The 17,457-nt window shown below is 45.7% G+C and carries 13 protein-coding genes; 9 read left to right on the plus strand and 4 right to left on the minus strand.

From position 1 onward, the window contains the following. The first annotated feature begins 54 nt into the window (after positions 1-54). The 4 genes from rplJ to rpoC all read left to right on the plus strand — a co-directional run bounded on the left by rplJ (position 55) and on the right by rpoC (position 9,562). Positions 55-549, plus strand: coding sequence for a 50S ribosomal protein L10 (gene rplJ / locus OO778_RS00820; protein WP_005397270.1), 495 nt, complete (start codon positions 55-57; stop codon positions 547-549). Positions 550-606: 57 nt separating this feature from the next. Then, positions 607-975: a 50S ribosomal protein L7/L12 gene (rplL, locus tag OO778_RS00825; protein WP_005397273.1), complete on the plus strand. Its 369-nt coding sequence runs from the start codon at positions 607-609 to the stop codon at positions 973-975. Positions 976-1,227: 252 nt separating this feature from the next. Beyond that, on the plus strand, positions 1,228-5,256 hold the full coding sequence (rpoB, locus tag OO778_RS00830; protein ID WP_005397275.1) for a DNA-directed RNA polymerase subunit beta: 4,029 nt from the start codon (positions 1,228-1,230) through the stop codon (positions 5,254-5,256). A 103-nt stretch (positions 5,257-5,359) separates the two neighbouring features. Beyond that, on the plus strand, positions 5,360-9,562 hold the full coding sequence (gene rpoC / locus OO778_RS00835; protein WP_005397277.1) for a DNA-directed RNA polymerase subunit beta': 4,203 nt from the start codon (positions 5,360-5,362) through the stop codon (positions 9,560-9,562). 187 nt (positions 9,563-9,749) lie between these two features. On the opposite strand, the gene OO778_RS00840 is transcribed toward rpoC, so the two are convergent. Then, complete coding sequence (locus OO778_RS00840; RefSeq protein WP_031780615.1) at positions 9,750-10,241, minus strand: Rsd/AlgQ family anti-sigma factor; 492 nt, start codon at positions 10,239-10,241, stop codon at positions 9,750-9,752. A 177-nt stretch (positions 10,242-10,418) separates the two neighbouring features. On the opposite strand from OO778_RS00840, the gene nudC reads away from it, so the two are divergent. Together nudC and hemE are read left to right on the plus strand one after the other, a co-directional pair. Then, complete coding sequence (gene nudC, locus OO778_RS00845) at positions 10,419-11,216, plus strand: NAD(+) diphosphatase (RefSeq protein ID WP_006743187.1); 798 nt, start codon at positions 10,419-10,421, stop codon at positions 11,214-11,216. A 246-nt stretch (positions 11,217-11,462) separates the two neighbouring features. Beyond that, a complete protein-coding gene (gene hemE / locus OO778_RS00850; RefSeq protein ID WP_006743188.1) occupies positions 11,463-12,530 on the plus strand; it encodes a uroporphyrinogen decarboxylase in 1,068 nt (355 codons plus the stop codon). A 239-nt stretch (positions 12,531-12,769) separates the two neighbouring features. Here the strand turns inward: hemE and OO778_RS00855 are convergent, their stop codons facing one another. Continuing rightward, a complete protein-coding gene (locus OO778_RS00855; protein WP_074190726.1) occupies positions 12,770-13,342 on the minus strand; it encodes a uracil-DNA glycosylase family protein in 573 nt (190 codons plus the stop codon). Positions 13,343-13,344: 2 nt separating this feature from the next. Beyond that, entirely contained in the window at positions 13,345-14,268 is a 924-nt protein-coding gene (locus tag OO778_RS00860; protein ID WP_074190725.1) for a D-2-hydroxyacid dehydrogenase, read from the minus strand. A 66-nt stretch (positions 14,269-14,334) separates the two neighbouring features. Here OO778_RS00860 and OO778_RS00865 point away from each other — a divergent pair, with 66 nt between their 5' ends. Further along, entirely contained in the window at positions 14,335-14,922 is a 588-nt protein-coding gene (locus tag OO778_RS00865; protein WP_074190724.1) for a DUF416 family protein, read from the plus strand. 79 nt (positions 14,923-15,001) lie between these two features. Here the strand turns inward: OO778_RS00865 and OO778_RS00870 are convergent, their stop codons facing one another. After that, on the minus strand, positions 15,002-16,135 hold the full coding sequence (locus OO778_RS00870) for a hemolysin family protein (RefSeq protein WP_005397285.1): 1,134 nt from the start codon (positions 16,133-16,135) through the stop codon (positions 15,002-15,004). 253 nt (positions 16,136-16,388) lie between these two features. Here OO778_RS00870 and hupA point away from each other — a divergent pair, with 253 nt between their 5' ends. Both hupA and OO778_RS00880 read left to right on the plus strand, forming a co-directional pair. Continuing rightward, a complete protein-coding gene (hupA, locus tag OO778_RS00875; protein ID WP_005382524.1) occupies positions 16,389-16,661 on the plus strand; it encodes a nucleoid-associated protein HU-alpha in 273 nt (90 codons plus the stop codon). A gap of 39 nt (positions 16,662-16,700) precedes the next feature. Continuing rightward, positions 16,701-17,399: a DUF1481 domain-containing protein gene (locus OO778_RS00880; RefSeq protein ID WP_264910524.1), complete on the plus strand. Its 699-nt coding sequence runs from the start codon at positions 16,701-16,703 to the stop codon at positions 17,397-17,399. Positions 17,400-17,457 lie beyond the last annotated feature (58 nt).

The raw sequence follows: 17,457 nt of genomic DNA on the forward strand, positions 1-17,457 counted from the left end.
CTCACTGTCGTGATGATAGTGAGTGGTGTAACGACAACCAGGAGTAAATCCAAGATGGCTTTAAACCTTCAAGACAAAAAAGCAATTGTTGCTGAAGTCAACGAAGCTGCCAGTGGTGCACTTTCTGCAGTTGTAGCTGATTCTCGTGGCGTTCAAGTTGGCGCGATGACTTCTCTACGTAAACAAGCTCGTGAAGCTGGCGTTTACATGAGAGTTGTTCGTAACACTCTTGCTCGTCGTGCGGTTGAAGGTACTGAGTACGAGTGTCTAACTGACACTTTCACTGGTCCTACACTAATCGCATTCTCTAATGAGCACCCAGGTGCTGCAGCGCGTCTTTTCAAAGACTTCGCTAAAGAGAACAAAGATTTCGAGATCAAAGCTGCTGCTTATGAAGGCGCTTTAACTGACGCTGAAGTACTAGCAACACTACCAACTTACGACGAAGCAATTGCACGCCTAATGATGTGCATGAAAGAAGCTTCGGCTGGCAAGCTGGCGCGTACTATCGCAGCTATCCGCGATCAAAAACAAGAAGCAGCGGCATAAGCCTTGCTTTTTACTGGTTGCTTAATAAACTTATTGTTGACTTAAAAGAGAATTGTTATGTCTATTACTAACGAGCAAATCCTAGACGCAGTTGCAGAAATGTCTGTAATGCAAGTTGTTGAACTAATCGAAGCAATGGAAGAGAAATTCGGTGTTTCTGCTGCTGCTGCTGTTGTAGCTGGCGGCGCTGCTGGCGGCGAAGCTGCTGCTGAGCAAACTGAATTCGACGTAATCCTAGAAGCTGCTGGCGGTAACAAAGTTGCTGTAATCAAAGCAGTACGTGGCGCAACTGGCCTAGGTCTTAAAGAAGCTAAAGCTCTTGTAGACGGCGCTCCAGCACCTCTTAAAGAAGGTGTTGAGAAAGCAGAAGCTGAAGCTCTTAAAGCTCAGCTAGAAGAAGCTGGTGCAACTGTTGCTGTTAAGTAATTATTGCATAGTTTCTTAGCCTAACGGCTAATTGGCTGGTGGTTTTTTAACCACCGGCCTTTTTGCGCTGTAGGGTATAGGCGAATTTTCCCGCTGTTTAAGCGCCTGATATCCATGCAAAAAACATTTCATTCTTACGAAATGAAATGTCACTACAGTAAACAGCTATATTAGTCACTGTCCCTTACCCCCCTTAAGTAACTAGGAGCGGGCGGACAGTTTGGGTCACTTATCAGCGAGCTGAGGAACCCCATGGTTTACTCTTATACCGAGAAAAAGCGCATCCGTAAGGACTTTGGTACTCGTCCACAAGTTTTGGACATTCCATACCTGCTATCGATCCAGCTCGATTCGTTCGACAAATTCATCGAACAGGATCCTGAAGGTCAATACGGTCTTGAAGCCGCTTTCCGTTCTGTATTCCCGATTCAGAGCTACAACGGCAATTCTGAGCTGCAATACGTTAGCTACCGTCTTGGTGAGCCAGTTTTTGACGTTAAAGAATGTCAAATCCGCGGTGTAACTTACTCAAAGCCACTACGTGTAAAACTACGCCTAGTTATCTTTGATAAAGACGCGCCAGCAGGTACTGTAAAAGACATTAAAGAACAAGAAGTCTACATGGGTGAAATTCCACTCATGACAGACAATGGTACCTTCGTAATTAACGGTACCGAGAGGGTTATCGTATCCCAGCTGCACCGAAGCCCAGGCGTGTTCTTCGACAGCGATAAGGGTAAGACCCACTCTTCAGGTAAAGTTTTATACAACGCACGTGTTATTCCTTACCGTGGTTCATGGCTTGATTTCGAGTTTGATCCTAAGGATAACTTGTACGTTCGTATCGACCGCCGTCGTAAGCTACCAGCATCGATCATTCTTCGTGCACTAGGTAAGTCGACAGAAGAAATCCTAGATCTCTTCTTCGAGAAAGTGAACTTCGAAGTGAAAGACCAAACTCTATTGATGGAGTTGGTTCCAGATCGTCTACGTGGTGAAACTGCGTCATTCGACATCGAAGCGAATGGTAAAGTTTACGTTGAGCAAGGTCGTCGCGTAACAGCTCGTCATATCCGCCAACTAGAAAAAGATGGTGTTGATCACATCGAAGTACCAGTTGAGTACATCGTAGGTAAAGTTGCATCAAAAGATTACATTAATGAAGCAACTGGCGAGATCATTGTTAACGCTAACCAGGAAATCAGCCTGGAAGCACTAGCGAACCTATCTCAGGCTGGCCACAAAGCACTAGAAGTTCTATTCACGAACGATCTAGACCACGGTCCATTCATGTCAGAAACACTACGTATCGACAGCACGGTTGATCGTATTTCTGCATTGGTAGAAATCTACCGCATGATGCGCCCTGGTGAGCCGCCAACAAAAGAAGCTGCAGAAGCTCTATTCGAAAGCCTATTCTTCTCTGAAGAGCGTTACGATCTATCGACTGTTGGTCGTATGAAGTTCAACAGCTCAATCGGCCGTGAAGATGCTCAAGAGCAAGGCACACTCGATGAAACTGATATCATCGAAGTGATGAAGAAGCTGATCGCGATCCGTAACGGTAAGGGCGAAGTGGACGATATCGACCACCTAGGCAACCGTCGTATCCGTTCTGTAGGCGAAATGGCTGAGAACCAGTTCCGTGTAGGTCTAGTACGTGTTGAGCGTGCAGTTAAAGAGCGTCTAAGCCTAGGCGATCTTGACGCAATCATGCCTCAAGACTTGATCAACGCGAAGCCAATTTCTGCGGCAGTTAAAGAATTCTTTGGCTCTTCACAGCTTTCACAGTTCATGGACCAAAACAACCCGCTATCAGAAGTAACGCATAAACGTCGTATTTCTGCATTGGGTCCTGGCGGTCTAACTCGTGAACGTGCTGGCTTCGAAGTACGTGACGTACACGTAACGCACTACGGTCGTCTATGTCCTATCGAAACGCCTGAAGGTCCAAACATCGGTCTGATCAACTCTCTATCTGCGTTTGCGCGTTGTAACGAGTACGGTTTCCTAGAGACACCATACCGTCGCGTTGTAGATGGCGTAGTAACAGACGAAGTAGATTACCTGTCTGCAATCGAAGAAGGCCAATTCGTTATCGCTCAGGCGAACGCTAAGCTAAACGAAGATGGTACTTTTGCAGATGAGCTGATCACAGCTCGTCAGAAAGGTGAATCTGGTCTACACCCTCGTGAGCACGCTCAGTACATGGACGTTGCGACAAACCAGGTTGTATCTATCGCTGCATCGCTTATCCCGTTCCTAGAACACGATGATGCGAACCGTGCATTGATGGGTGCGAACATGCAACGTCAGGCAGTTCCAACACTGAAAGCTGACAAACCGCTTGTTGGTACTGGTATTGAACGTAACGTAGCCGTTGACTCAGGTGTAACTGCAGTTGCGAAACGTGGTGGTGTAATCCAGTCAGTAGATGCTTCTCGTATCGTTGTTAAAGTAAACGAAGAAGAGCTAGTACCAGGTGAAGCTGGTATCGATATCTACAACCTAACTAAATACACACGTTCTAACCAGAACACATGTATTAACCAACGCCCATGTGTGATGCCAGGTGAACCTGTATCACGCGGTGACGTGCTTGCTGATGGTCCTTCGACAGACCTAGGTGAGCTAGCGCTTGGTCAAAACATGCGTATCGCGTTCATGCCTTGGAACGGTTACAACTTCGAAGACTCGATCTTAGTATCTGAGCGCGTAGTTCAAGAAGACCGCTTCACGACAATCCACATTCAAGAACTTACTTGTGTGGCGCGTGATACTAAGCTGGGCTCTGAAGAGATCACAGCTGATATTCCAAACGTAGGTGAATCTGCTCTGTCTAAACTAGACGAGTCAGGTATCGTTTACATCGGTGCTGAAGTTAAGGGTGGCGACATCCTAGTTGGTAAAGTAACACCTAAAGGTGAAACTCAGCTAACGCCTGAAGAGAAGCTACTACGTGCTATCTTCGGTGAAAAAGCATCTGATGTTAAAGATACTTCACTACGTGTACCTAACTCTGTATCAGGTACGATCATCGACGTTCAAGTCTTCACTCGCGATGGCGTAGAGAAAGACAAGCGTGCGCTTGAAATCGAACAGATGCAGCTTAAAGAAGCGAAGAAAGACCTAACTGAAGAATTCCAGATTCTTGAGGGTGGCCTTCTAAACCGTGTTAAAGCTGTATTGATTGAAGGCGGTTACTCTGAAGCGAAACTAGACACGACTGATCGTAAGAAGTGGCTAGAGCTAACGCTAGAAGATGACGCACTACAAACTCAGCTTGAGCAACTTGCTGAGCAGTGGGACGAGCTAAAAGCTGACTTCGATAAGAAGTTCGAAACTAAACGTCGTAAGATCACTCAAGGTGATGATTTAGCACCTGGCGTACTGAAGATCGTTAAGGTTTACCTAGCGGTTAAACGTCGCATTCAGCCTGGTGATAAGATGGCGGGTCGTCACGGTAACAAGGGTGTAATCTCTAAGATCAACCCTGTTGAAGACATGCCATACGATGAAAAAGGTCAGCCTGTAGACATCGTACTTAACCCACTGGGTGTACCTTCGCGTATGAACATCGGTCAGATCCTAGAAGTACACTTAGGTCTGGCAGCGAAAGGTATCGGTGACAAGATCAACCAGATGGTTAAAGAGCAGCAAGAACTAGCGAAATTCCGTGAGTTCCTACAAAAAGTTTACGACCTAGGCGACACTCGCCAGAAAGTAGACATTGCTTCTCTATCTGATGATGAAGTACGTACTCTGATCAAGAACTTGCGTGGCGGTCTACCAATCGCGACTCCTGTATTTGATGGTGCTCCAGAAGAGTCAATCAAAGCACTTCTTGAGCTAGCAGATCTACCAACATCAGGTCAGCTAACGCTATTTGATGGTCGCACAGGTGATGCGTTTGAGCGTCCTGTAACTGTTGGTTACATGTACATGCTGAAACTGAACCACCTTGTTGATGACAAGATGCACGCTCGTTCAACTGGTTCGTACAGCCTAGTAACTCAGCAGCCACTAGGTGGTAAAGCTCAGTTCGGTGGTCAGCGTTTCGGTGAGATGGAAGTATGGGCACTAGAAGCATACGGTGCTGCTTACACGCTACAAGAAATGCTAACGGTTAAGTCGGATGACGTTAACGGCCGTACTAAGATGTACAAGAACATCGTAGACGGTAACCACAGCATGGAACCTGGCATGCCAGAATCGTTCAACGTACTGTTGAAAGAGATCCGCTCGCTAGGTATCAACATCGAGCTAGAAGACGAAGAGTAATCCTTTCTCTCTTGATGAAAGTCGAGAGAATCAAAGCGATTATTTGGAAGAAGGTGCTCACTTTAGCGAGTGAGCTCCTTTTAACTCCTTACAGGAGCTGATTGTGAAAGACTTATTAAACTTTCTAAAAGCACAGCATAAGACCGAAGAATTTGATGCAATCAAAATCGGTCTATCTTCACCAGACATGATCCGTTCATGGTCTTTTGGTGAAGTTAAAAAACCTGAAACGATCAACTATCGTACGTTCAAACCTGAACGCGATGGTCTGTTCTGTGCGCGTATCTTTGGTCCAGTTAAAGACTACGAATGTCTTTGTGGTAAGTACAAGCGCCTGAAGCACCGTGGTGTTATCTGTGAGAAGTGTGGTGTAGAAGTTACACAAACTAAAGTTCGTCGTGACCGTATGGGCCACATTGAACTGGCTTCACCAGTAGCTCACATCTGGTTCCTAAAATCGCTACCGTCTCGTATCGGTCTACTGATGGATATCCCTCTACGTGATATCGAACGTGTTCTTTACTTCGAAATGTACGTAGTAACAGAACCAGGTATGACTGATCTAGAAAAAGGTCAGATGCTTACGGAAGAAGAGTATCTAGATCGTCTAGAAGAGTGGGGCGACGAGTTCACTGCTAAGATGGGTGCGGAAGCTATCAAGGACCTACTAGGTTCTATGGATATGCACGCTGAAGCAGAACAAATGCGTGAAGAGTTAGAGACAACAAACTCTGAAACTAAGCGTAAGAAAGTAACTAAGCGTCTTAAGCTGGTAGAAGCGTTCATCGCATCGGGTAACAACCCAGAGTGGATGATCCTAACAGTACTTCCAGTACTTCCGCCAGATCTACGTCCTCTAGTACCTCTAGATGGCGGTCGCTTTGCGACTTCTGATCTTAACGATCTATACCGTCGTGTGATCAACCGTAACAACCGTTTGAAGCGTCTTCTAGAGCTAGCTGCTCCGGACATCATCGTACGTAACGAAAAACGTATGCTGCAAGAGTCTGTTGATGCGCTACTAGATAACGGTCGTCGTGGTCGTGCGATCACAGGTTCTAACAAGCGTCCTCTGAAATCTCTTGCTGATATGATCAAGGGTAAACAAGGTCGTTTCCGTCAGAACCTTCTAGGTAAACGTGTAGACTACTCTGGCCGTTCTGTAATCACAGTAGGTCCATACCTTCGTCTGCACCAGTGTGGTCTTCCTAAGAAGATGGCACTTGAGCTATTCAAACCATTCATCTACAGCAAGCTAGAGACTCGTGGTCTTGCGACTACAATCAAAGCTGCTAAGAAAATGGTAGAGCGTGAAGAAGCGGTCGTTTGGGATATCCTAGACGAAGTAATCCGTGAACACCCAGTACTATTGAACCGTGCACCGACACTTCACCGTCTCGGTATCCAGGCGTTCGAACCAGTACTAATCGAAGGTAAAGCGATTCAGCTACACCCACTTGTATGTGCGGCGTACAACGCGGACTTCGATGGTGACCAAATGGCGGTTCACGTACCTCTAACTCTAGAGGCACAGCTTGAAGCTCGTACTCTGATGATGTCGACAAACAACATTCTGTCGCCAGCGTCAGGTGATCCGATCATCGTACCTTCTCAGGACGTTGTATTGGGTCTGTACTACATGACTCGTGAAAAGATCAACGTGAAAGGTGAAGGCATGTACCTTTCTGGCCCAGAAGAGGCTGAGAAAGCATACCGCACTAAACAAGCTGAGCTTCATGCACGCGTTAAAGTACGTATTACAGAAACCGTTGTAGACGAAGACGGCAACAGCACTACTGAAACTAAGATGGTAGATACCACTGTTGGTCGTGCAATGCTATGGCAAATCGTGCCAGCTGGTCTACCGTACAGCATCGTTAACCAAAAGCTAGGTAAGAAGCAAATCTCTAACCTACTTAACGAGGCGTACCGTAAACTAGGTCTGAAAGACACGGTAATCTTCGCTGACCAAATCATGTACACAGGTTTCGCATACGCGGCACTTTCTGGTGTATCTGTTGGTATCGACGATATGGTTGTACCAGCAGCTAAGTACACTGAAATCGCTGAAGCGGAAGAAGAAGTACGTGAAATCCAGGAACAGTACCAATCAGGTCTTGTTACTGCGGGCGAACGCTACAACAAAGTTATCGATATCTGGGCATCGACCAACGACCGTGTTGCGAAAGCAATGATGGAAAACCTTTCATCTGAAACGGTAGTTAACCGTGATGGTGAAGAGGAACAGCAAGAGTCATTCAACAGCATCTACATGATGGCGGACTCGGGCGCTCGTGGTTCTGCAGCACAGATTCGTCAGCTTGCGGGTATGCGTGGTCTGATGGCGCGTCCAGATGGTTCAATCATCGAAACGCCGATCACAGCGAACTTTAAAGAAGGTCTAAACGTACTTCAGTACTTTATCTCAACGCACGGTGCTCGTAAGGGTCTTGCGGATACGGCACTGAAAACAGCGAACTCGGGTTACCTAACTCGTCGTCTAGTAGACGTTGCTCAAGACGTTGTTGTAACTGAACATGACTGTGGCACTCACGAAGGTGTCGACATGATGCCTCACATCGAGGGTGGTGATGTTAAAGTTGCACTTTCTGAGCTTGCTCTTGGTCGTGTTGTTGCTGAAGACGTACTAAAACCTGGCACTGAAGACGTTCTTATTCCACGTAACACCCTGATCGATGAGAAGTGGTGTCAAATCATGGAAGAGAACTCAGTAGACAGCATGAAAGTGCGCTCTGTAGTAACGTGTGATTCTGACTTCGGTTGTTGTGCACAGTGTTACGGTCGTGACCTAGCACGTGGCCACCTAGTGAACCAAGGTGAAGCAGTAGGTGTTATCGCTGCTCAGTCTATCGGTGAACCAGGTACACAGCTTACCATGCGTACGTTCCACATCGGTGGTGCGGCATCGACAGCAGCGGCAGAGAACAGTGTTCAAGTTAAGAACAACGGTTCTATCAAGCTACACAACGCTAAATCTGTACTAGCAGATGACGGTAAGATCGTTATCACTTCTCGTGCGACAGAGCTAACTATTATTGATGAGTTTGGTCGTACGAAAGAGAAACACAAACTGCCTTACGGTACGCTACTAAGCAAAGGCGATGGCGATACAGTTCAAGCTGGCGAAACAGTTGCAAACTGGGAAGCGCACACACTACCTATCATTACTGAGGTAGCAGGTCGCATCCAGTTCGTAGATATGATCGACGGCGTAACAGTATCTCGTCAAACTGATGACCTAACTGGTCTATCTTCAAGCGAAGTAACTGACCCAGCAGCTCGCCCTTCAGCAGGTAAAGATATGCGTCCAGCTATCAAACTTGTTGACGAGCAAGGTAACGATGTAATGATCCCTGGTACTGATATGCCAGCTCACTACTTCCTACCTGGTAAAGCGATTGTAAACATCGAAGATGGCGCAGCAGTAGGTGTTGGTGCGACACTAGCACGTATTCCTCAGAAGTCTGGCGGTAACAAAGATATCACCGGTGGTCTTCCACGAGTTGCTGACCTATTTGAAGCACGTAAGCCGAAAGAGCCTGCAATCCTTGCTGAGCACACAGGTACTGTGAGCTTCGGTAAAGAGACCAAAGGTAAACGTCGCTTAGTGATCACACGTGAAAGCGGTGAAGCTTACGAAGAGATGATTCCTAAGCATCGTCAGTTGAACGTATTCGAAGGTGAAAAAGTTGAACGTGGTGACGTGATCGCAGATGGTCCAGAGTCTCCACACGACATCCTACGTCTACGTGGCGTACACGCGGTAACGCAGTACATTGCTAACGAAGTACAGGAAGTTTACCGTCTACAAGGCGTTAAGATTAACGATAAGCACATTGAAACTATCGTTCGTCAGATGCTACGTAAGTGTACTATTACTCACTCTGGTGACTCTGAGTTCCTACCTGGTGAGCAGATTGAGTACTCACAAGTTAAGATTGCTAACCGTAACCTAGAAGCTGAAGGCAAAGAGCCTGCACGTTTCGAACGTGAACTACTAGGTATCACTAAAGCATCTCTAGCGACTGAGTCGTTCATCTCTGCGGCATCGTTCCAGGAGACAACTCGCGTACTAACAGAAGCAGCAGTTTCTGGTAAGCGTGACGACTTACGTGGTCTGAAAGAGAACGTAATTGTTGGTCGTCTGATCCCAGCTGGTACTGGTTTCGCATACCACCAAGAGCGTCAAGCTAAACGTTCTGAAGCGCAAGATGGTCCTTCTGCTGAGCAAGCAACGGACAACCTAGCGGCACTTCTAAACGCTGGTTTCTCTTCTGAAGAGTAAGCCATTTAACGAGTAATCGTTAGAAGCTTAAGAAAAAAGGCACCTTCGGGTGCCTTTTTAGTTTTTATCCTGCCTTTTTCTTCGAGAGGGTTCTTAGAGAAGGTAATAGTGATAAGGCTAGAAACAAAAAAGACCGACGATGATCGTCAGTCTTTTCTATCCTTCAGTCTCTGAATATTCGCAAACACTAAGCCCCTGGGGGCATAGACAGACTTTCTGCGATCTGCTGTATCAGATAGTCCTCGACTTCAAATCGAGTCTCAAGAATTTCGCCAATGAGACACATATCAGAATCGAAATCATCTAATTCATCATCTTCAGTAACTTCTGAGTACTTATCGTTAAAGTTCAATAGCGGTTCAGTTGTCAGGACTATTTGGCCATAAGTTTGATTGATCTCATTGGTCACGACAAAGCCAGTTGCTTTCCAGCGATCCATAACCATGTCATAGATTTTAAAATGGCCCTCGGAGATGTAATCAACGAGATGCTGACAGAAATCCTGCAATTCGGAAGGAGATGGGAGTTCAATAACATTGGTTTTCGAACAAGGTTGCAGTGCTGCAAGCTTACAATATTCAACAATCAGGGATTGTCGTGTCTCTAACCAGTGATCAATGACATCACTTGAGCCACCCCACTGGTCTTGTGTTTGTTTGAATTTTTTTAGCATGACCATGCCCTCATGATCTGATCGCCTGTTGGCGAACGTATCCTTTGCAAAGCAAAGTTAGTAAAGTTATTACAAACTCTTGTCCTTACTAGAATTTAGAGTGCGAATTTACTTAACGACAAACTCTAGTATGAAATTAGATTGCCAGTAAAATGAACGAACTTCAAGCAAAGGGATGGTGTAATGTTAAGAAAAGGTGATGTTAACCGCGCGATAAATGCATACTGGTGTGTTGTTGCAGGAAGTGAAATTTGGCTGGTGGATGGTGCTGTGCCTTTCGGGTCTGCAGAGCAGTTATCACTGCCTGAAGTGAGTGCAAGACCCATTGGTGAGTATTCAGGTTCGCCCGTCATGTGGCTTAATTTGTCTGATCTGGAGCATGATCTACCATTAGTCTCACTACGCGACTGCCTGCATTTTCCTGAGCCATTATTTATGTTGTTAAGTAAAGCGGTCCAGTATGGGCACATGACGCAAAGTCTGCGTTTTTGCCCACAGTGCGGTGGAAGAAACTTTCTTAATAATAACCAGTTAGCTATGCAGTGTGGCGAATGCCGTACTCTCCATTATCCTCGAATATTTCCATGTATTATCGTTGCTGTGCGTAAAGAGAATCAGATCTTATTGGCTCAACATCCAAGGCATCGAAATGGTATGTATACCGTCATTGCCGGTTTTCTAGAAGTTGGTGAGACATTAGAAGAGTGTGTGGCTCGAGAAATTCATGAAGAAACAGGAATTCTCGTTAAAAATATTCGTTACTTTGGCAGCCAGCCTTGGGCTTTCCCATCGAGTATGATGATGGGGTTTTTAGCTGACTATGAATCGGGAGAGTTAAGTCCAGACTACACTGAGCTGTCTGATGCACAATGGTTTGGTATTGACGAGATGCCGCCTGTTGCGCCTAAAGGAACGATTGCAAGAGCGCTTATCGAACAAACGCTACAAGATATTGATTCTAATTATCTGATAAATAGATAAAAAAAACCCTCCGAGAGGGAGGGGGTAAGTAAGATGTCGTTATGAGATGCTGAGTACGGGTACTCAGTTTATAATTGTAGTTTTCGCTAGCGAACAAATTTTTAACACTGATACCGATTGGGTGCAAATTAAGCATTGATTTAAAAGTTAATAACTTGATCCAGGTTGCAAAGCACACAGCTATTGGACTTAAATCAGTGATAGAATACCCCCTTTCACAGAAAGCCTAACAGTTGGAATTACGGAATGACTGAATTAAAAAATGATCGTTATCTGCGTGCGCTTTTAAAAGAGCCGGTAGATTACACGCCAGTATGGATGATGCGCCAGGCAGGTCGTTACCTACCAGAATACAAAGCGACTCGTGCAGAAGCGGGTGATTTCATGTCTTTGTGTCGAAATGCAGAATTAGCATCCGAAGTGACACTTCAACCATTACGCCGTTTTCCTCTTGATGCCGCGATCTTATTCTCGGACATCTTAACGATTCCAGATGCAATGGGGCTTGGTTTACGTTTCGCTGCGGGTGAAGGACCTGTTTTTGATAACCCAATTACATGTAAAGCCGACGTGGAAAAAATTGGTTTGCCAGATCCTGAAGGTGAACTGCAATACGTAATGAACGCAGTACGCCAGATCCGTAAAGACCTGAAGGGTGAAGTGCCGCTGATTGGTTTTTCTGGTAGCCCTTGGACTCTTGCGACGTACATGATCGAAGGTGGTAGCTCTAAAGCGTTTACCAAGATCAAGAAGATGATGTACGCGGAACCACAAACTCTGCACCTACTTCTAGATAAGCTGGCAGATAGCGTTATCGAGTACTTAAACGCGCAAATTAAAGCGGGTGCGCAATCGGTAATGGTATTTGACACATGGGGTGGCGTACTAACGCCTCGTGATTACAATCTGTTCTCACTGCAATACATGCACAAGATCGTTGATGGTCTGATTCGTGAAAACGATGGTCGTCGCGTGCCAGTCACACTGTTTACTAAGAATGGCGGTATGTGGCTTGAGCAAATCGCAGCAACGGGCTGTGATGCTGTTGGTCTAGACTGGACAATCAACATTGCAGACGCGAAAGCACGTATTGGTGATAAGGTGGCGCTGCAAGGTAACATGGACCCATCAATGCTTTACGCTTCGCCAGAGCGTATCCGCGAAGAAGTAGCGGATATCCTAGAAGGCTTTGGTGATACGGGGACTGGTCATGTGTTCAACCTAGGTCACGGTATCCACTTGGATGTACCGCCAGAAAATGCGGGCGTATTTGTGGAAGCGGTACACGAGTTATCTAAGCCATACCACAAGTAAGTTAGATGTTTTGAAATTAAATGCCGGCATTCAGTGCCGGTATTTTTTTACCTAAAATTCAGTTTTTCTATCTGAGACTCAAGGCTGTACAGCTCTAGTAGTATTTGGCTTGCTATGATCTAATTACTATTTAGCCTGTACGCTTATTGTTTAATCTTATTATAAACAACAGCTTAGCGGTTTGTGTTTGTGTGCTCATTTTCTTGTACAGATAAAAAAGCAATTAGATCATGGGTAACCTAAAGCATCGAGTGAACGCGTTTTTTAAGGTATGGCACGACTTCAGATTCAAACCAAGGATTCTTCTTTAACCACAATGTATTGCGTGGAGATGGGTGAGGGAGTGGGATAAAATCAGGTTCCCAATCCTGCCATTGCTGAACAGTTTGCGTGAGTGTTTTGGGCTTATTGGCCAGGTAGTACTGCTGCGAGTACTGACCAATTAGTAGAGTGAGCTCTATATTGGGCAGCTGCTCAAGAATCTTTTTATGCCAAGTGGGCGCACATTCTTTACGAGGCGGTAAATCACCAGAGTTCCCTTTGCCTGGATAACAGAATCCCATTGGGACAATGGCAATTTTATTTGGGTCGTAGAAAACGTCTTTGTCGATATCGAGCCATTGGCGTAATCGATCACCACTTGGGTCATTCCAAGGTATCGAGGTTTTGTGTACACGTGTGCCTGGGGCCTGACCGATGATTAGGATGCGTGCGTCTTTTGCGGCTTGTACGACAGGGTTTGCACCCAAAGGTAAATTATCCGCGCAAATCTGACAGGCCCTCACTTGCTGCAATAGCTCGTCTAACGACATTCTTAGTAACCCTTTTCGAAATCCACTTGATAATTTAATGAAAACCCATCGCGCCAGCGTAGATAGTTGTCAGCAAAAATCTCGATGACTTGCTCGGGAAAACTCAGCGCAGCAATGTGTGGAGTGATGGTGACTTGCGGTAGTTTCCAAAACGGATGTTCTACCGATAACGGTTCTTGCTCAAACACATCTAAGAAGGCGTGTTCTACCCAACGGTTTTTCAGAGCGAAGAGCAACCCTGCCTCATCCAGTACGTCGCCACGACCTACGTTAAACAATAACGCCTGACTTAGTTGGCTGAGTGTTTGACGATTGAGTAACTGTTGCGTCTCCGGTGTACTTGGTAGGGTATTCACAACAATGTCGGCTTGTTCAAATGCCTTACTTAGTTCACTGATATGAAAGGTCTGATGAAATTCACCACCTGAGGTGGGAATACCTGTGCGGTTCATACCGATGGTTTTTATTCCCATTGCTTTAGCGGCATTGCCCAAATAACACCCAATGCTACCAGTACCGAGAATCACCATGGTTTTACTTTGTAATGATGTATAGAGATGAGGCTGCCATCGTTTGTTTTGTTGTTGCTGGTGGTACCGGGCAAAGTGGCGGTAATGGGCAATACTGTAACCCAGCACATATTCGGCAATTAATGGGCCGAAAATACCGCGTACGTTGGTCAGTGTGTAATCTTGGCGCAGATCCGGTGACATTAAAGCGTTCACCCCCGCAAATGTGGATTGCACCCACCCAAGCTGTGAAAACTCGTCTAATCTATTGGATAGTAATGGCGGATCAGCAAGAACTATTTGAGCTTCCTCTGGCTTATCAGTGATGCTCAGATCTGGTAGCTTTCTCTCCGTCAATAACGTTTCGTAGGTGTCACGATGCTCTGAGAGCAGGAAAATCTGATTTGAATGCGGCATTAACTTTTTTCCCTGTGATGAATCAAGTACACTTTCGCTGTTTTTTTCTTCAATGATTGAGTGACTATGCTTAAGAATCCTCTTCAGGTTCGTTTAGAAAAACTAGAACCTTGGCAACAAATTACCTTTATGGCGTGTCTATGTGAACGCATGTATCCAAACTATGCGATGTTTTGTGAGAACACAGAATTTGCTGACCCGCGTGCGTACCGAGCGATTCTTGATAGTGTATGGGAAATTTTGACAGTTAAGAACGCGAAAATTAACTTCGAACGTCAATTAGAGAAGTTAGAAGAGTTGTTCCCAAGTGCGGATGAGTTCGATTTTTACGGGGTTTACCCAGCGATGGACGCGTGTCAGGGTTTGTCTACGTTACTGCATGGCCTATTGGATCGCGACTACCTTTTCGATTCAATGCTTAAAGTGAGCCAACAGTCGGTACAAACCGTTGCTGATCTAGAGCAAGCGCAAGGTGAAGAGCCAATCATCAACGACAATCAGAAAGAAAATGAAGCCGTATGTGAAGAATGGGACGTGCAGTGGGCTATTTTCCGTCCACTACGTGAAGCGGTAGAGCGTGACATCAGCTTGATTAAAGATTTACGTGAAGAGTTACGTGAAGAAGGCGTGAGCAATATCGGTATCGCACTTTAGTCGTTGAATAGATAGAAAAAGGCATCCCAAATGGATGCCTTTTTGTTTGCGGCGTTTGAGCAGTTATGCCCAATGCTGATTACGATTCTTTAGAGCCTGGTTTTGTCGCTTCTTGAGTTTCTGGCTCCTTGTGATGCTTCTCCAGTTCTTCCTCTTCTTCATCGTCATCGCGGCTTTCGATTACGCCGTGCATCTCTTTCCAACTTTCCCAACGTTGGTAAGCCAGCTCCTGCATGTCGGTACTTTTATCCGCTTCATCGATGATTTCTTCACCCACGAGGTGTTCAAAAATATCCTCCAACGTCACCAAGCCTTGCACAGTACCGTATTCGTCAACGACAAGGGCTAGCTGTAGGCGATGAGTCATCATTTGGTCAAACACTTTCGGTAAAGTCGTGTTGTTTAGCACCACTTGAATCGGGCGCATGATTGCTCCCAGCTGTTTCTGTCCACAACCTGATTGTTGCAGTTTGAACAACTCAAGGCGGTGCACAAAACCAATGATGTTGTCTTTCTGCTCGCTATAAACCAATGGGCGTGAGAAAGGTGTATCCTTGTGTTTTTCTAGGAACTCATTGATGGTCATCGTGGCATCGATACGGAATACCACAGGACGTGGCGTCATAACCTGCGTTACAGGTACATCTTGGATGCCCAGCAGGTTGCTTAAGATTTTTGATTCACCCTCGGCAAATTCACCGCTTTCACGTGCCAGAATCGCCATTGCCGACAGTTCATCACGCATTTTCGGAGCTTCGTGGTTACGAGCAAGACGCTTGGTGATTTGCTCTGAAAACCATACGAATGGCGTTAGCGCCCATACCATCCAACGTAATGCGACTGCCGCGGTTGGCGCCAATTGACGCCAGTAAGTTGCGCCAATTGTTTTCGGTACGATTTCTGAAAGCACCAAGATCGCCAGTGTGAGCACAGCCGAAAAGATACCTAACGCTTCGCTACCAAATACAACCGCAGCTTGTGCACCAGCAGTGGCCGCGCCGATGGTATGAGCGATGGTATTTAGAGTTAGAATGGATGCCAATGGTCGGTCGATATCTGATTTTAGCTTAGCCAGTTGCCCAGCAGCGGGATGCCCCTGTTGATTGAGCTGCGCAATGTAGCTCGGACTGATACTCAGCAGTACCGCCTCCAGCACCGAACAGATAAACGAAATGCCGATTGCAATAGAGATATAAATGGATAACAGCAGCATAGTTGCCCTTGAATGTAGTTTGATAGTGGTTATTTGCAGCTATTATAACCGCAAAAGTGCCTTATAAATTGGTCCAAATACCTTGGAAAGCAAGGGTTTTCAGGGGGTATGTGGTAACAAATTGTGAGTTATTACTCATATTATGGCTAAAAGTACGTCAGAAAATCGAAAGATCGCTTACAAACCTTTGCCAGATGGGGCATTTATGTTTTAGAGTGAGACGAATTCGATAACCTATGAGAAGGGAAACCTAATGAACAAGACCCAATTAATCGACTTTATCGCAGAGAAAGCAGACCTATCAAAAGCACAAGCAAAAGCTGCTCTTGAAGCGACTCTTGATGGTGTAACTGGTGCACTTAAAGAGGGTGACCAAGTTCAACTAATTGGTTTTGGTACATTCAAAGTAAACCACCGCGCTGCACGTACTGGTCGTAACCCTAAGACTGGTGACGAGATTCAAATCGCAGCAGCTAACGTACCTGCATTCGTAGCAGGTAAAGCGCTGAAAGAATCAGTAAACTAAGTTAGAATGCACCGAGGTATCCTGCCTCGGTGCAACTTCATGAAAAAACATCTACTCGCTTCACTTCTCTTATCTAGCTTTACCCTTTTTGGCTGTTCGTCGGTTGAAACTCCTAATTTAGAACAATTCACTCACTTCTCTGGCGGCAAAGTTGCTGGAGACGCAAGTAGCTTGTACTGGATGACCGAGAAACTCACTCGCGTGAGTACGGCTGCTGATTACGTAACGATGGGGGATAATGGCTGGTTTCAAAGTGACTACCGTTGGGATGAAGGTGAGCTTCGAGAGTTGATTCGAAAAGGTGAGCAAGTTGATACCAAGCAAGAGTTGGTGCCTTTTCAAATCCACATCCGTTTTAATAAAGATGGCGAAGCGGTTTACCAACAATATCGCGTTAATCGTAAAGTCTTACCACTTCAGCATGAACAATTAGAACGTTACAAGACAGAAGCGAATGACGTAGTGGCGTCGGTTAAGGCGCAGTCTCGTAACAGTCAGAGCCTCATTCAAGGTTATTGGAATGGCCAGTCGTTTGAAACCTGCAAAGGTAGAGCGTTCTCGACACTCGAGTTTAATCAGACGTTGCCAAAATTTATTATCGAGCGTCTCTCATCTGTAGACAGTTACGTGGCTTTTGTCGGCAAGCAGTCACGAAATAAAGCAACGGTTGATGAACTGTTGATGCTCAATGATGATGACTTTGATTGTGTACCACGACCAGCATTGCTCGCTGAGTAAGCTTGGTGAGACTTACTAACTGACAGAGTAATAAAAAAGGCGCTGAATGCGCCTTTTG

Source organism: Vibrio sp. STUT-A16, assembly GCF_026000495.1.
Taxonomy (GTDB): domain Bacteria; phylum Pseudomonadota; class Gammaproteobacteria; order Enterobacterales; family Vibrionaceae; genus Vibrio; species Vibrio diabolicus.

What these genes read in the sequence shown, in the direction of transcription:
- rplJ (WP_005397270.1), top strand. Translation starts at nt 55, where the DNA reads ATGGCTTTAAACCTTCAAGACAAAAAAGCAATTGTTGCTGAAGTCAAC.
- rplL (WP_005397273.1), top strand. Translation starts at nt 607, where the DNA reads ATGTCTATTACTAACGAGCAAATCCTAGACGCAGTTGCAGAAATGTCT.
- rpoB (WP_005397275.1), top strand. Translation starts at nt 1,228, where the DNA reads ATGGTTTACTCTTATACCGAGAAAAAGCGCATCCGTAAGGACTTTGGT.
- OO778_RS00840 (WP_031780615.1), bottom strand. Translation starts at nt 10,241, where the DNA reads ATGGTCATGCTAAAAAAATTCAAACAAACACAAGACCAGTGGGGTGGC.
- nudC (WP_006743187.1), top strand. Translation starts at nt 10,419, where the DNA reads ATGTTAAGAAAAGGTGATGTTAACCGCGCGATAAATGCATACTGGTGT.
- hemE (WP_006743188.1), top strand. Translation starts at nt 11,463, where the DNA reads ATGACTGAATTAAAAAATGATCGTTATCTGCGTGCGCTTTTAAAAGAG.
- OO778_RS00855 (WP_074190726.1), bottom strand. Translation starts at nt 13,342, where the DNA reads ATGTCGTTAGACGAGCTATTGCAGCAAGTGAGGGCCTGTCAGATTTGC.
- OO778_RS00860 (WP_074190725.1), bottom strand. Translation starts at nt 14,268, where the DNA reads ATGCCGCATTCAAATCAGATTTTCCTGCTCTCAGAGCATCGTGACACC.
- OO778_RS00865 (WP_074190724.1), top strand. Translation starts at nt 14,335, where the DNA reads ATGCTTAAGAATCCTCTTCAGGTTCGTTTAGAAAAACTAGAACCTTGG.
- OO778_RS00870 (WP_005397285.1), bottom strand. Translation starts at nt 16,135, where the DNA reads ATGCTGCTGTTATCCATTTATATCTCTATTGCAATCGGCATTTCGTTT.
- hupA (WP_005382524.1), top strand. Translation starts at nt 16,389, where the DNA reads ATGAACAAGACCCAATTAATCGACTTTATCGCAGAGAAAGCAGACCTA.
- OO778_RS00880 (WP_264910524.1), top strand. Translation starts at nt 16,701, where the DNA reads ATGAAAAAACATCTACTCGCTTCACTTCTCTTATCTAGCTTTACCCTT.